Raw genomic sequence first — 14,019 nt, forward strand, 5'->3', positions numbered from 1 at the left:
AAGTGGCCCATGGGAACCACGAACACCGAGGGACGCCCGGCCCGGATGCCGCGGCAGCCCGGTCCAACTCGGCATTATGACAGCTCAGTTGAGGCTTCGCGTTCCGCTCCGGAGTCCCGTTCCCTGGGTTTCGCGCTGCTTCTGGTGATCACCGGTGCGGCGGGGCTGCTCGCGGCGTGGGTCATCACGATCGACAAGTTCAAGCTGCTCGAGGACCCGAACTTCACGCCGGGCTGCAGTCTGAACCCGGTCGTGTCGTGCGGGAACATCATGAAGAGCGAGCAGGCGTCGGCGTTCGGGTTCCCGAATCCGATGCTGGGGCTCGCGGCCTACGCGGTCGTGATCTGTGTGGGGATGAGCCTGCTGGGGCGGGCGAGCTTCCCGCGCTGGTACTGGCTGACGTTCAACGCGGGCACGCTGTTCGGGGTCNGCGGGGCTGCTCGCGGCGTGGGTCATCACGATCGACAAGTTCAAGCTGCTCGAGGACCCGAACTTCACGCCGGGCTGCAGTCTGAACCCGGTCGTGTCGTGCGGGAACATCATGAAGAGCGAGCAGGCGTCGGCGTTCGGGTTCCCGAATCCGATGCTGGGGCTCGCGGCCTACGCGGTCGTGATCTGTGTGGGGATGAGCCTGCTGGGGCGGGCGAGCTTCCCGCGCTGGTACTGGCTGACGTTCAACGCGGGCACGCTGTTCGGGGTCGGGTTCTGCACGTGGCTGCAGTTCCAGTCGCTGTACCGGATCAACTCGCTGTGCCTGTGGTGCTCTTTGGCGTGGGTCGCCACGATCGTCATGTTCTGGTACGTGACGTCGTTCAACGTGCGCAACGGGTTCCTGCCCGCGCCGTCGTGGCTGCGGTCGTTCTTCGGCGAGTTCACGTGGGTTCTTCCCGTGCTGCACGTCGGGATCATCGGGATGCTGATCCTGACCCGCTGGTGGGACTTCTGGACCAGCTGATACACACATCGGGCGATTGCGCCGGGCGAGGGAAATTTGTACTGATGCCGCCCGGCGGGTCGTTACTCCTTTCGCGGTGACCAGTACCGCGAAGCCGAAGGGATCCGTGTCCGACATGAAGTCAACTGCCAGAGGGACGCTCGCTGTACTGGCCGGCTGCCTCGCCGCCGCGGGCGCGGGCGCCGCTCCCGCCGTCGCGGGCGAGCAGGTACCCGTAGCCGTTCCGCTGACCGGTGTGGAGAACGCGCTGCACGTGAAGGCGCCCGAGCTGTCGACCGGGGTGCCGATCCCGCTGCCGGGCGGACCCGAAGCCCCGCGGTTCACGGCCGGTCGGATGCTTCCCGAGCCGCTGCTGCCGTCGGTTCCGCTCAGCAGCGAGTTGCCCGAAACGCGGCTTGAGGCGCCGCTGTCCCAGGTGACGGGGGACCGCGAGGTCGATCACCTGGGCCTGACCACCGCGGGGTCCGAAGTGCGGACGGCCACCCCCGGAGCATCGGTCAACCCACCGCTCACCGGCCCGCCGGCCGACCGCTTCGGGCTCTCGGATGTGGCGCTTCCCGAGGCCGCGGTCGTTACGCCGCTGCTGACGACGGCGCCGGGAGCCGCGCTCGACATCGTGTGACCCGCACGCAGTCCGGAAGAGGAGACGCCAGTGGAAGCCGGTACCCCGCCTGTCGGTCTCGGTCCCGCCGGCCGGGTGGTCGTCACGCGCCGGTCCGCGGTGCGGCGACTGATCGGGGTCGCGCTCGCCGCCGCGGTGGTACCGGCCGCCGCCCTCGTCGGCCGGGCCTTCCGCGAGCCGCACGACGATCTGCGGGACGCGTCCGGCAAGGACTTCGAGGAGACCTACCGCGGCCGCCACATCCGCGGAACGCGCGGACAGGGCTCGATGATGCGCGGCCACCTCGGGCAGAAGCCGGGGCAGCGGTCCGGGCGCTGGGACGTCACGGTCGACGGCCGGCCGCTGCATCTGATGCGCCGTGCCGACGGCAGCTATCTGAGCATGGTCGACCACTACCAGTCGTATCCCACCCCCTTGGCCGCGGCGAGGGGGGCCGTGGACGAGCTCGGTCACCAGATACTGCGCCGGCAGGTGCTCTGAGCGCCGCGGCACAGCCGAAGTTGAAGGAGCGGGACGGCGTTGGTCTACACGCGGCAGAACCAGAGCGCGCTCACGGCGGCGCAGAAGAAGCGGTTCGTGTCCGCGCTGCTCGCGATCAAACGCAGCGGGCAGTACGACGAATTCGTGCGCCTGCACGTGGAGTTCTACGTCGGTGACGGGGACGGCGGGCAGCGGGTCGCGCACATGGCGTCGACCTTCCTGCCCTGGCACCGGCAGTTCCTCCTGGAGTTCGAAGGCGCGCTTCAGCGCGTGGACCCCGGGGTCTCCGTCCCCTACTGGGACTGGACGGTGGACCGCTCCCCCACGTCGTCGCTGTGGGGCGAGGGGTTCCTCGGCGGGAACGGCCGCCGCTCCGACCGGCGGGTGACGACCGGCCCCTTCGCCTACGGGAGCGGGCACTGGCCCATCAAGGAGGGCGTGACGGAGGGCGAATACCTGACCCGGGACTTCGGCCGCCCCCACGATCCGATCGAGCTGCCCACCAAGGACGAACTGGCCTGGGCCATGCAGGATGCGCTGTACGACTCGGCCCCGTGGAACTCGACGTCCTCACGCGGGTTCCGCAACAAGGTCGAGGGCTGGACCTCGGGAGTGGGGAACGGCAAGTTCCGTAACCACAACCGGGTGCACCGGTGGGTCGGCGGGCACATGCTCGGCGCGGACGCCGTGAACGACCCGGTCTTCTGGCTCAACCACGCGTTCGTTGATCTGCTCTGGTCGCGCTGGCACCGGAATTACCCCGACTCGGCCCCCTATTTGCCCGCCGGAGGGACGACGGGGACGGGGCGTGTCGTGACCCTTGACGAGCTGATGCCGCCCTGGAAAGTGAAGCCGAGTTCGTTGATCGAGCACGGGCATTTGTATCGGTACGCATAATCCGCGTCACTCCATGAGAAAAGGCCCCCGCGCATCCGCGCCGGGGGCCTTTGTCGGGGTGTCAGCCGCCGTAGCCGCCGTTGTCGCCCCCGTTGTGGCCGTCACCGTTGGCGCAGGCGTTACCGAAGGCCGGGTTCAGCAGAGCGATGATGTTCACGGTGTTGCCGCAGACGTTGACCGGGACGTGGATCGGGACCTGGACGGCGTTGCCCGAGACGACGCCGGGCGAGCCGGCAGCCTCACCCTGGGCGCCGGCGTCGGCCATGGCCAGGCCGGCACCGCTGATCACCACGGCGCCGGTGCCGAGCGCGACAGCGGCGGCCTTCGCGATGCGAGACATCACGTTCTCCTTTGTTGCTGGACGGATACGGCCGCAAGATCGCGTCCGCATACCGGTTCAACGGACTCGCCCCGCCCAGGTAACGGCCTTAACGACATTCATCCGACGGACCCCGATTTATGGGGATTCCGGCGGAATAGGGCGGCCCAGTTCCGTTGCGCACGGCCGCCTGTGCGGAAAACCGTCGGCAATTCGTGGCGCGAATTATTGCGGCGCGGAGGGCACGAATGGTGGCACGGTGCCGGGCGGCTCTTCGTGGCGGTGGCGCAGGAGGAGCATCGCCGCGTCGTCGTGCAGGGGGCCCGCCGCGTGGTGGACCAGGTCGGCGCGCAGCTCCCTGAGGGCGGCCTCCGGGTCGGGGTCCTTGAGGAGCGAGGCGCGGTCGCCGAGCGGGTAGAAGTCTCCCGCCCGGTCCCGCGCCTCCGTGACGCCGTCGGTGTACAGGAGGATCTGGTCGCCGGGCTCGAACCCGACGGTGTACGGCTCGGGCCCCTCCGCTCCGTGCACGCCGAGGCCGAGCGGCAGCGCGTACTGCGGCGGGCGCGGGAAGTGGGCCGAGCCGTCGGGGCGTACGAGCATGGGGGCCGGGTGCCCGAAGTTGAGGAACGTGACCTCGCTGCCGCCACCCGACCAACGGCCGGTGGAGTGGCGAAAGTTCCCGTAACGGACTCGCAAAGGGCGGTAAAACCCGGCATCAATGAACAGTAAAGATTGCCGGGACATGGCAATGTGCGAACGCCGTTCGTGGTGCGAGGATGTGGCCATCACCGAAGGGGGCGGCCGGTACGGGTACGGCCGGAAGGGGGATGCGGTGACGGTTTTTCTGGGGCTCGGTATCGCGGGGCTCGTGCTGCTGGTGCTCGCCCTCGTCTTCGACGGCGTGCTCGAAGGGCTCTTCGGCGGCGCCGGGTTCCTCGACGGGCTCTTCGACGGGCTGCTCTCGCTGCCGGTCGTCGCCGGGTTCGTCTCGATGCTCGGCTTCGGCGGTGCGCTCGTGCTCGGCACCACCGGCCTCGGGGCCGGGCCCGCCACCGCCGTGGGGGCCGGCGCGGGGGTCGCGGCCGGGTGGCTGACCTGGCGGCTGAGTCGGGCCCTGATGCGCGATCAGGACGGATCCGCCCCGCGCGGCGACGACCTCGTCGGCACGGCGGGTTCCGTCGTCACGGCGATCCCGGCCGACGGCTACGGCGAGGTGCTGCTGCGGCTCGCCGGCCAGCCGGTGAAGCTCGCGGCGAAGAGCGCCGGGGCGACGGCCGTGGCGCGGGGCAGCGAGATCTGGGTCGAGGAGTCCCTCTCGCCCACGTCGGTCGCCGTGCGGCCCGTCCAGCGCTGAGCGGCTCCGCCGGGGCCATACGAGCCGTGGCCATACATACGTAATCGATCCACCGTCCCCCAGGGGGCAGGAGGGGGGAATCACCATGAGTCCAGTGCTCATCTCCGTCATCGGAGTCGTCGTACTCGTCGTGCTGCTCGCGCTCGTCGTCGTGACCCGGTACAAGGTGGCGGGGCCCAGCGAGGCGTTCATCGTCACCGGGCGGCGCGGCAAGCAGGCCACCGACCCGGAGACCGGCCGGGTGTTCACCGACAACAGCGGCCAGAAGGTCGTGGTCGGCGGCGGCGTCTTCGTCGTCCCGTTCGTCCAGCAGAAGTTCACCCTCGACCTGTCGTCGCGGCACATTCCGATCGCCGTGCGCGGCGCGGTCACGCTGCGCGGCGTGAAGGCCAACCTCGAGGGCGTCGCCATCGTCAAGGTCGGCGGCACCGAGGACTCGATCCGGGCCGCGGCCCAGCGCTTCCTCGCCCAGCAGGGCGGCATCGTCGGCTTCACGCAGGAGGTGCTCTCGGGCGCCCTGCGCTCCATCGTCGGCCGGATGTCGGTCGAGGACATCATCCGGGACCGGGCCGCGTTCGCCGGGCAGGTCGCCGAGGAGGCCGAGGCCAGCCTCTCCGGGCAGGGCCTCGTCCTCGACGCGTTCCAGATCCAGGACATCACCACCGAGGGCTCGTACCTGGAGGACCTCGGCCGGCCCGAGGCCGCCCGCGCCAAGCAGGAGGCCGACATCGCCGAGGCGGTCGCGCGCCGCGCCGCCGAGCAGGCCCGTCTGAAGGCGGAGGAGGAGATCGCGATCGCGCAGCGGACCTTCTACCTGAAGCAGGCCGAGATCAAGGCCGAGACCGACGAGGCCGCGGCGCGTGCCGGGGCCGCCGGTCCGCTGGCCGAGGCCGCGCGCCAGCAGGAGGTGCTCGCCGAGCAGGAGAAGGTCGCCCAGCGCCAAGCGGCCCTGACCGACCGCGAGCTGGACACCCAGGTCCGTAAGCCCGCCGACGCCGCGCGCTACCAGGCCGAGCAGGAGGCGGAGGCCCGCCGTATCGGTCTGGTCAAGCAGGCCGAGGCCGACGCCGAGCGGTCGCGGCTGACCGGTGAGGGCGAGAAGGCGCACCGTGCGGCGCTCGCCGACGCCGTCCGCCTGGAGGGTGAGGCCGAGGCGGCCGCGATCGGCGCGAAGGGTGCCGCCGAGGCGGAGGCCATGCACAAGAAGGCCGACGCGTTCGCGCGGTACGGCGACGCCGCGGTGCTCCAGATGGTCGTCGAGGTGCTGCCGAGCGTCGTCGCGAAGGCGTCCGAGCCGCTGAGCGCCGTGGACAAGATGACGGTGATCTCGACGGACGGCGCGAGCCAGCTGTCGCGCACGGTCGCCGACAACGTCGCGCAGGGGGTCGAACTCCTCAGCTCCACCACGGGAGTCGACCTGGCGTCGCTCCTCAAGGGGCTTACTTCGGGATCGGGTTCGGGAGCTGCGGCCAAGGGGCAGGTGCCTGCGCCCGCGGCCGGATCCGCTTCCGCCGCGGACAGCAACGGGCGGATCGAGGTCGCCGGGGAGTAACTTCCCAGGCAGCGGCTTCGGCAGGGCGGCGTCCGCCGTATTCAGGTCCTCGGGATTCCGGTCCCGGGCCGGTCTACGGGCAGGGCCCCGCCCTGTTGCCGTGACCGGCGCCGCCCCGTCAGTGCGTGGACACCAGTGGCCGTAGACGCGTCGTGCTCAGGCGGTCCACCAGTGGGACGGCCCGGGTCGCGAGCGGGGTGAGCAGGAGGGCCAGGGTGGCGCCTATGGCCAGGCCCACCGCGACGTCGTGCGGGTAGTGCGCGCCGATCCACACCCGGGAGGCGCCCATGAGGACCGCCGCCGGGACCGCGATCAGGCCGATGCGGCGGTCGGCGAGCAGCAGCGTGACGGCCGCCGCGGCGGCGATCACCGCGTGGTTGCTGGGGAACGACCAGTCCCCGAGTGCCGGGCACACCTCCACGGTGACCGTGTGGAGCGTGCGGCACGGGCGCTGTTCGTCGACGACCGACTTGAATACGGAATTCGCCGCATAGGCGACCACGACGATGACCGGGGACGCGAGGACCCGGGCCATCAGGACGCCGCCCTCGCCTCTCGCACGCCACCACGCCGCGATCATGAGTACGGCGAAAAGCGCGAGCCCGTAGTCCGACCAGGCGGACACGACGGCGTTCACCGCGTGCGGAGTGCTGTGCGCCAGCTCGGTCACCCACGTGTAGAGACCGCCGTCCACCGACGCGCCACTGAAGGCGAGGGGTGCGCTCATGAAGTGCCCTCCTCCGCGGCGCGGCGATCACGTGACCGGGCGCGGGAGCGCCACACCTCCAGGGCCAGCGGGATCAGGGAGACGATGACGACGAGGGCGACGATCGGCAGGAGGTACCGGTCGACGTTCGGCACCGACGAGCCGAGTCCGTAGCCCGCGAGGACCAGGCCGACCGTCCAGACGAGGCCGCCGACGACCTGCCACACCGTGAAGACCCGCGCCGGCACCCCGAGCGCTCCGGCCAGCGGATTGAGCACCGTACGGACGACGGGGACGAAGCGGGCCAGGACGATCGCCTTGGCGTGCCCGTACCGATCGAGGAGCTCCTCGGCGCGGGCCGCCCCCTCGTGCAGCCGCTTGGCTCTGCTGCGGGCGAGGAGCGCGCGGCCGCCGCGCCGCCCGATCCAGTACCCGGCCTGCGCACCGACCAGCGCGCCCACGACGGCGGCGGCCAGGACCTGCGGCAGCGAGAGATGGACGGGCCCGTGCGAGCCGCCCGCGCACAGCAGGCCGGCCGTGAAGAGCAGCGAGTCGCCCGGCAGGAAGAATCCGACGAGCAGTCCGGTCTCCGCGAACAGGACGACGGCCACGCCGAGGGCGCCGAAGGCGGACAGGAGAGAACCCGCGTCCAGCACGTTCACCGCTTGGGCGGCGGCGAGGGGGTCTACGGCCATGGGGCCGCTCCTCTCTCAGTCGTCTCATAATGGGCTGAACGGCGGCCGCGAGCCGGCGCGCCGACCGCACGACTACAGTCGTGTAGACGGTCTACTCAACTGTAGACGAAGAAGAGCGGAGGATCGTTCCCATGGCCGAGGAGCAGGAACGGCGTCCCGCGGGCGAGCTGGAGGCGAGCGTCCTCGCCGCGCTCTGGGCCGCCGAGACGCCGCTCACACCCGGCGAGGTGCAGCGGGCGCTCGCCGACGGCCTGGCCCGCACCACCGTGACCACGATCCTGACCCGGCTCTACGGCAAGGGGACGGTCACCCGGGACCGGGCGGGCCGCGGCTACGCGTACCGGCCCGCGCAGGACGCGCACGGGCTCACGGCCCGCCGTATGCACGCCGAACTCGACAAGGACGAGGACCGCGGCACGGTGCTGGCCCGTTTCGTCTCCGCGCTGAGCAGCGAGGACGAGCAGATGCTGCGCGCGCTGCTCGACGGCGACGGCGGAAGCGACAGCGGTACCGAGGGCGGCACAGGGCGCGGCGACACCGGAGGTACCGGCCGATGATCTTCGCCGTCTGGATCCCGCTGCTCATGCCGCTGCTCGCCGTGCCCGCCGCGCGGCGCGCCGCCGAGTGGCTGCCGCCCCGCGCGGCGGCGTGGACGCTGGCGGGCTTCTCCGTCGTCCTCGCCGGGTCCAGCACGGCCTCGCTCGGACTCCTCGCCTCCGCCGGGGCGCTGCGGCTGCCTCCCGTGGCCGCCCTCGGGCGTCTGTCGCCACCCCTCCTCGGCGACGGCTCCCCGGTGCTCGTCCCCGCGTCGGTCCTCGCCGCGCTCGCGTTGGCTGCGGGCGCGTTCGCGCTGGTCCGTACAGGGCTGCGGCAGCGGCGCGAGATGCGGGCGGCCCGCGCCGGGTCCGCCGGCACCGACGAACTCTCCGTGCGGCCGGACGAACTCCCGTACGCCTACGCCCTTCCGGGCCGCCCCGGCCGGATCGTCGTGACGACGGGGATGCTGCGGTCCCTCGACGCGCGGGAGCGCGAGGTGCTCTTCGCGCACGAGCGCGCCCACCTCGCGGGCCGCCACCACCTGTTCCTCGCGGCGGCCGAACTGGCCGTCACCCTGCACCCGATGCTGCGCGGTCTGCGCGAACCCCTTGCCTACGCGCTTGAGCGCTGGGCGGACGAGTCCGCCGCCACCGCGACGGGCGACCGGGCGCTCACCGCACGCGCGATCGGCCGGGCCGCCCTCGCCGCGGCCCGCTTCCCGGGGGCCGGATCACGGCCCCGCACGGCGCTCGCCGTCACGGCGGGCCCGGTGCCGCGGCGCGTCACCGCCCTGCTGACCACGAGCGCCACGGCGGCCCGCCCGCGCAAGGCGCTGCGGCGCGCGCTGGCCGGCGCGCTCCTGGTGTGCGCGGCGCTCTCGGCCGGCGCGGTCGCCGACGCGGCTCACGACCTGCACGCGGGCGTGGAGGTCGCCCAGGGAGAGACCGGCCGCTGAACCCGGCCTCCTCGCGCGCGTGGCCCGTCACTTACCCGTCTTCACCGTCCAGCTGACGCTGTTGGACGCCGCCCGGATCGCCGCCGGGTCCCGCAGCGACGCACTGCTGTCGACGGCGGTCGCGGTGATGGTGTGCGTGCCCTTGCGCGCGCCGAGCTCCTTGCCGGTGACGGTGTGCTCGGCGGCGGCGCGGCGCACCTCGACCCCGTCGACGTACCAGTGCACGCGCACGTCGGACAGGCCCTTGGCGAGCGGCGCGAGGTCCACGCGGATGTGGTCCTGGGGGCGCAGGGTGCGGGCGGTGGGGGTGCGGGCCGTGAGCACGTCGGCGTCGCGGTAGAAGCCGGCGATCATCGCCTCGCGGCCGACGAGGTTGAACTGCTCGGTGTCCAGGGCGCGCATGATCGAGTTCTGGGTGGGGCGGTAGATCCCGTACTCGTAGTAGCCGCCGCCCTCGTACGTGCCCACGGTCCCGCCCGCCGGGTCGCTCTCGCCGAGCCAGCGGTACCACTTGGCCTTGGCGCCGGACATGCCGTCCGCCGTCTGGATGCTGGTGTTGGGCTCGACGGGCTCCGCGCCGGGGTACCTGCCGTAGCCGTCGTACTGGTACTCGTCGGCCAGCAGGCCTATGGAGTGGCCCAGTTCGTGGGCGCCGATCAGGTACGAGCGGTCGTTGTCGGAGGACATCGTGGCGATGCCGGTGTGCCCGGCCGTCGACTGGACGCCGCTGTAACCGGCGCCGCCGTACTTCGTGGCGTTCGAGACGACGAAGACGATGTCGGAGTCCGGGGCCTGCTGTGCGTACGAGTCGACCTTTTTCTCGTCGATGCACAGCAGCCGCTCGACGTCGTCGCAGAAGAAGTAACTACTGAGCGCGGTGTCCTTGACGACGTCCTGGGTGGGGTCCCCGGAGACACCCGATTCGTTCGAGACCGCGTTGACGAGCCAGAAGTTGAAGAGGCCCTTGTAGCTCTTGTACGGCTCGATCGCGAAGATCGAGGCGAGCTTGGACTCGGCGTCCTGCCTGAAGTCCTCCTGCTGGTCCGCCGTGTAGCCGTCGCCCATGATCACGAGGTCGAGGCGGCCCTCGGAGGGGCCCGTCTTCTGCAGCGCGGTGACCTCGCCGTCCGGGGCGGCCGTCGCGGGCGCGCGCTTGTCCCTGCGGATCTCCGCCGGTACGGCGGCGGGGACCTGGACGTGCCGGCCCCCTCCGTGGGAGTCGGCGAAGTACTCGACCGTACGGGTCCCCGTGTCGGACCCGCCCGCGGCTTCGGCGGCGTCGGCGTGACCGGCGAGGCCCGCACCACCGAGGGCTGCGGCCGCGAGTACACCGGCGAGGAGCGCGGCAGGCAGGGGACGGCGCGGGGACTTGGGTATCGGCACGAGGACCTCGGGTACTCAAGTAGGAGACATAAGTGCTGGGTTAATCAGACTTAATCGGTCGATCAACCTAGGGGGTGGCGTGACGGCTGACAAGGGGTAAGACTCAAGTGCCCTGCGGCGAAGAACAGTTGCGGGTGCGGAACCACGGAGCGGGACAGGAAGGGCGGCGCGCCGCACGATGACGCACGACAGCACCCCGGAGGCGGGCGGCCCCGGCTCCATACCGGAGGGGGAACCCGGCCTCGTACCGGACGCCGAGCCCGCCGAACCTGCCGACGAACCCATCGGCCGCCGCGTCCTGCGTCTGCGTACGGAACGCGGGTTGACCCAGCGCCAGGTCGCCGAGCCCGTCTACACGCCCGCCTACATCTCCACCCTGGAAGCGGGCCGCGTCCGCCCCTCCGACGCCGCCCTGCGGCATGTCGCCGAGCGCCTCGGAGTGACCTACGAGGAGCTCACGACGGGGCAGCCCGCCCACCTCGCCACCCGGCTGCGCCTGCGCCTGACCGAGGCCCAGCGCGGGCTCATCACGGGCGCCGCCGAGGAGGCCGCCGTCCTCTACGAGAAGCTGCGTGCCGAGGCCGAGCGGCACGGCCTCACCGCCGAACAGGCCGCCGCCGAACTCGGCCTCGGCGAGTGCGCCCTGGAGACCGGCGAACTCCCCGACGCCCACCGGCACTTCGAGGCCGCCGAAGCGCTGCTCGTAGCAGTAGGCGCACCACTGCCCCAGCGCGCCCCCGTCGTGCGCGCGCGTGCCCTCGCGCACTACCTCTCCGGAGAGCTGCGGTACGCGTGCTACCTCCTGGAGTCCGCGCTCGACGAGCTGAACACCAGCGGCCTGCACGACCCGGACGCCCTGCTGCTGCTCTACACCGCGACCATCGCCCCGTACATGGACATGGGCGCCCACGCGCGCGCCGCGCAGGCCGCCGAGCTGGCGCTCTCGCTGGCCCCGCAGGCCGGGGACCCGGTACTCGTCGCCAAGATGCACCGCTCGGTGGCCCGTACGCTCCTCGCCGAGGGCCGCGCCGCGGAGGCCGACGCCTCCCTGAGCAAGGCCGCCGAGCTGTACCAGCGGCTCCAGATCCGCACCGAACTCGCGCACTGCCACTGGATGCGTGGCTATGTGCACGCTCAGGACGGCCGACTCGCCGACGCGGAACGGGAGTTGAGAACCGCGCGCGACATGCTGTCGGCCAAGCGGGCGGTGCTCTACACGACGCAGGTCGAGGTGGAGCTGGCCGACGTACTGCGCCGCAGGGGCAGCAGCGACGAGGCGGCCGCGCTGCTGCGGGCCCTGCTCGGCGACCTGAATCCGGAGCGCGGCGCCGTCCACGCGGCGGGCGCGCACCGGCTGCTCGGCATCATCGCCGAGGAGTCGGGGGCCTCGGGCGACCCGGAGGACACGGCGGCGGCCGAGGCCGCGGAGGAGCACTACGTCACCGCACTGAGCCTGCTCGAACGCGCGGGCGCGGCGGGCGACCTGGCCGACCTGTGCCGCCTGCTCGGCGACCTGTACCGCCGCACGGGCCGTATCGACGCCGCCCTCGACACGTACCGCACGGGCCTCGGACACCGCGCCGCGCCCGGCACCACCACCCTCGGCCCGGCCCCCGCCGAGCCGCCCGTGTGACCGGGAAGCCATCCACAGGTCGGAGTTATCCACAGGCTGGGGAACCTCGCCGGCGGATTGTCGGCCGGTGGAGGCACTATGGGGCCATGACTGAGAGCAACGGGGCCCCTCGGGGGGCGGGCGGCGGATCCATGCCGGACTGGGAGAAGCGCTTCCGTGCGCCGCGGGTATCCCTGCCCGACTGGGCGGAGGACGCGCCGGACCGCTCCCTGTTCGTGTCGAACGCGACGGGGACGTACGAGCTGTACGCGTGGGACCGGGCGACGGGCGAGCAGCGCAGAGCGACGGACCGGCCGAACGGGACGACGGACGGCGTCCTGTCCCCCGACGGCGAGTGGATCTGGTGGTTCAGCGACAAGGACGGCGACGAGTTCGGGGTGTGGCTGCGCCAGCCCTTCGGCGGGGGCGACGACGTCCCCGCGGTGGACGGGCTCGAAGCCTCGTACCCGGCGGGCCTGGCCATCGGGAGGGACGGTTCGACGGCGGTCGTGGGCCGCTCCACGGACGAGGACGGCACGACGATCCATGTCGTCCGCGACGGCGGCGCGCCCCAGGAGATCTACCGTCACCGCGAGTCGGCCGGCGTCGGTGACCTCTCGCACGACGGCACCCTCATCGCGATCGAGCACACGGAGCACGGGGACGCCATGCACTCGGCGCTGCGTGTGGTGCGACCCGACGGGACGACGGTCGCCGAGCTCGACGACACCAAGGGCGGCGCGCAGGAGCTGGGCCTGGAGGTCCTCGGCTTCGCTCCGGTCGACGGGGACAACCGGCTTCTCGTGGGGCATCAGCGGCGCGGACGCTGGGAGCCGATGGTGTGGGACGTGGCGTCGGGCGAGGAGACCGATCTCGCCCTCGACCTGCCCGGTGACGTCTCCGCGGAGTGGTATCCGGACGGCTCCGCCCTCCTGGTCGCGCACAGCTTCGAGGCCCGCAGCGACCTGTGGCGGTACGAGGTCGGCTCGGGCGCGCTGACCCGCGTCGAGACGCCGCCGGGCACGGTGTCGGGGGCGACGGCGCGGCCCGACGGCAGCGTGGAGTACCTGTGGTCCTCGGCGGCGGAGCCGTCGGTCGTCCGGTCCACGTCGGGCGGCGTGGTCCTCGATCCGCCCGGGCTCAAGGCCCCGGGGTCGGTGCCGGTGGAGGACGTGTGGGTCGAGGGGCCCGGCGGCCGCATCCACGCCCTCGTACAGAAGCCGGCGGGGACGACGGGGCCGCTGCCCACCGTGTTCGAGGTGCACGGGGGGCCGACGTGGCACGACAGCGACTCGTTCGCGGCCGGACCCGCGGCCTGGGTGGACCACGGGTACGCGGTGGTCCGGGTCAACTACCGGGGCTCGACCGGATACGGGCGCGAGTGGACGGACGCGCTCAAGCACCGCGTCGGCCTCATCGAGCTGGAGGACGTCTCGGCGGTCCGCGAGTGGGCCGTGTCGTCCGGGCTCGCCGACCCGGACCGGCTCGTCCTCGCGGGCGGCTCGTGGGGCGGATACCTCACGCTCCTCGGCGTCGGCACCCAGCCGGACGTCTGGGCGGTGGGCCTCGCGGCCGTGCCCGTCGCGGACTACGTCACGGCGTACCACGACGAGATGGAGGCCCTCAAGGCGCTGGACCGCACGCTGTTCGGCGGCACCCCTGAAGAGGTCCCCGACCGCTTCACCGCCTCGTCCCCGCTGACGTACGTGGACGAGGTGAAGGCCCCGGTCTACATCTCGGCAGGGGTCAACGACCCGCGGTGCCCGATCCGCCAGATCGACAACTATGTGGACCGGCTCGCGGCACGCGGCGCGACGCACGAGGTGTACCGGTACGACGCGGGGCACGGTTCGCTCGTCGTGGAGGAGCGGATCAAGCAGGTGCGGCTGGAGCTGGACTTCGCGACGCGCCATCTGACCTGACGGCGACGCTCTCGCGCGGGGCGGGCACGG

The 14,019-nt window shown here is 72.1% G+C and carries 13 protein-coding genes and 3 pseudogenes; 11 read left to right on the top strand and 5 right to left on the bottom strand.

The genetic code is table 11. The features are described 5' to 3' along the window. Positions 1 to 45: 45 nt before the first annotated feature. The 5 genes and pseudogenes from CG723_RS28520 to CG723_RS28540 all read left to right on the top strand — a co-directional run. Positions 46 to 372: pseudogene (locus tag CG723_RS28520) on the top strand (vitamin K epoxide reductase family protein); the annotation flags it as partial. A gap of 49 nt (positions 373 to 421) precedes the next feature. Continuing rightward, positions 422 to 955 (top strand): annotated as a pseudogene (locus tag CG723_RS28525) (vitamin K epoxide reductase family protein); the annotation flags it as partial. Positions 956 to 1,031: 76 nt separating this feature from the next. Further along, positions 1,032 to 1,577, top strand: a complete 546-nt coding sequence (locus tag CG723_RS28530) for a hypothetical protein (protein WP_234374565.1) — start codon at positions 1,032 to 1,034, stop codon at positions 1,575 to 1,577. A gap of 75 nt (positions 1,578 to 1,652) precedes the next feature. Then, the gene (locus CG723_RS28535; protein WP_442802602.1) at positions 1,653 to 2,057 is read left to right on the top strand and encodes a tyrosinase family oxidase copper chaperone; all 405 of its coding nucleotides are present in this window, start codon (positions 1,653 to 1,655) and stop codon (positions 2,055 to 2,057) included. Between the two features lie 39 nt (positions 2,058 to 2,096). Next, complete coding sequence (locus tag CG723_RS28540; protein ID WP_100596367.1) at positions 2,097 to 2,954, top strand: tyrosinase family protein; 858 nt, start codon at positions 2,097 to 2,099, stop codon at positions 2,952 to 2,954. Positions 2,955 to 3,015: 61 nt separating this feature from the next. Here CG723_RS28540 and CG723_RS28545 read toward each other — a convergent pair whose 3' ends face one another. Together CG723_RS28545 and CG723_RS28550 are read right to left on the bottom strand one after the other, a co-directional pair. Beyond that, positions 3,016 to 3,294: a chaplin gene (locus CG723_RS28545; RefSeq protein WP_100596368.1), complete on the bottom strand. Its 279-nt coding sequence runs from the start codon at positions 3,292 to 3,294 to the stop codon at positions 3,016 to 3,018. A gap of 204 nt (positions 3,295 to 3,498) precedes the next feature. Beyond that, positions 3,499 to 3,921, bottom strand: a pseudogene (locus CG723_RS28550) (PP2C family protein-serine/threonine phosphatase); the annotation flags it as partial. A gap of 184 nt (positions 3,922 to 4,105) precedes the next feature. Here CG723_RS28550 and CG723_RS28555 point away from each other — a divergent pair. Beyond that, positions 4,106 to 4,627, top strand: coding sequence for a hypothetical protein (locus CG723_RS28555; RefSeq protein WP_100596527.1), 522 nt, complete (start codon positions 4,106 to 4,108; stop codon positions 4,625 to 4,627). An 85-nt stretch (positions 4,628 to 4,712) separates the two neighbouring features. Next, positions 4,713 to 6,179 carry a flotillin family protein gene (locus CG723_RS28560; RefSeq protein ID WP_100596370.1) on the top strand — a complete coding sequence of 489 codons (1,467 nt, stop codon included), beginning with the start codon at positions 4,713 to 4,715 and terminating at the stop codon, positions 6,177 to 6,179. A 118-nt stretch (positions 6,180 to 6,297) separates the two neighbouring features. On the opposite strand, the gene CG723_RS28565 is transcribed toward CG723_RS28560, so the two are convergent. Next, complete coding sequence (locus tag CG723_RS28565) at positions 6,298 to 6,906, bottom strand: phosphatase PAP2 family protein (protein ID WP_100596371.1); 609 nt, start codon at positions 6,904 to 6,906, stop codon at positions 6,298 to 6,300. Continuing rightward, positions 6,903 to 7,580, bottom strand: a complete 678-nt coding sequence (locus CG723_RS28570) for a DedA family protein (protein WP_100596372.1) — start codon at positions 7,578 to 7,580, stop codon at positions 6,903 to 6,905. The genes CG723_RS28565 and CG723_RS28570 overlap by 4 nt, the downstream gene beginning before the upstream one ends. A gap of 131 nt (positions 7,581 to 7,711) precedes the next feature. On the opposite strand from CG723_RS28570, the gene CG723_RS28575 reads away from it, so the two are divergent. Together CG723_RS28575 and CG723_RS28580 are read left to right on the top strand one after the other, a co-directional pair. Continuing rightward, positions 7,712 to 8,137 (top strand): BlaI/MecI/CopY family transcriptional regulator, encoded by a 426-nt coding sequence (locus CG723_RS28575; RefSeq protein ID WP_100596373.1) that lies wholly within the window; start codon positions 7,712 to 7,714, stop codon positions 8,135 to 8,137. Then, positions 8,134 to 9,072, top strand: a complete 939-nt coding sequence (locus CG723_RS28580) for a M56 family metallopeptidase (protein ID WP_100596374.1) — start codon at positions 8,134 to 8,136, stop codon at positions 9,070 to 9,072. The genes CG723_RS28575 and CG723_RS28580 overlap by 4 nt, the downstream gene beginning before the upstream one ends. Before the next feature lie 27 nt (positions 9,073 to 9,099). Here CG723_RS28580 and CG723_RS28585 read toward each other — a convergent pair whose 3' ends face one another. Then, positions 9,100 to 10,455, bottom strand: coding sequence for a M64 family metallopeptidase (locus tag CG723_RS28585; protein WP_234374566.1), 1,356 nt, complete (start codon positions 10,453 to 10,455; stop codon positions 9,100 to 9,102). Positions 10,456 to 10,633: 178 nt separating this feature from the next. Here CG723_RS28585 and CG723_RS28590 point away from each other — a divergent pair, with 178 nt between their 5' ends. Both CG723_RS28590 and CG723_RS28595 read left to right on the top strand, forming a co-directional pair. Beyond that, complete coding sequence (locus CG723_RS28590; protein WP_100596375.1) at positions 10,634 to 12,088, top strand: helix-turn-helix domain-containing protein; 1,455 nt, start codon at positions 10,634 to 10,636, stop codon at positions 12,086 to 12,088. An 86-nt stretch (positions 12,089 to 12,174) separates the two neighbouring features. Continuing rightward, positions 12,175 to 13,989: a S9 family peptidase gene (locus CG723_RS28595; protein WP_234374567.1), complete on the top strand. Its 1,815-nt coding sequence runs from the start codon at positions 12,175 to 12,177 to the stop codon at positions 13,987 to 13,989. Positions 13,990 to 14,019 lie beyond the last annotated feature (30 nt).

Origin of the sequence: Streptomyces sp. CB01635 (assembly GCF_002803065.1) — a bacterium.
Taxonomy (GTDB): Bacteria; Actinomycetota; Actinomycetes; order Streptomycetales; family Streptomycetaceae; genus Streptomyces.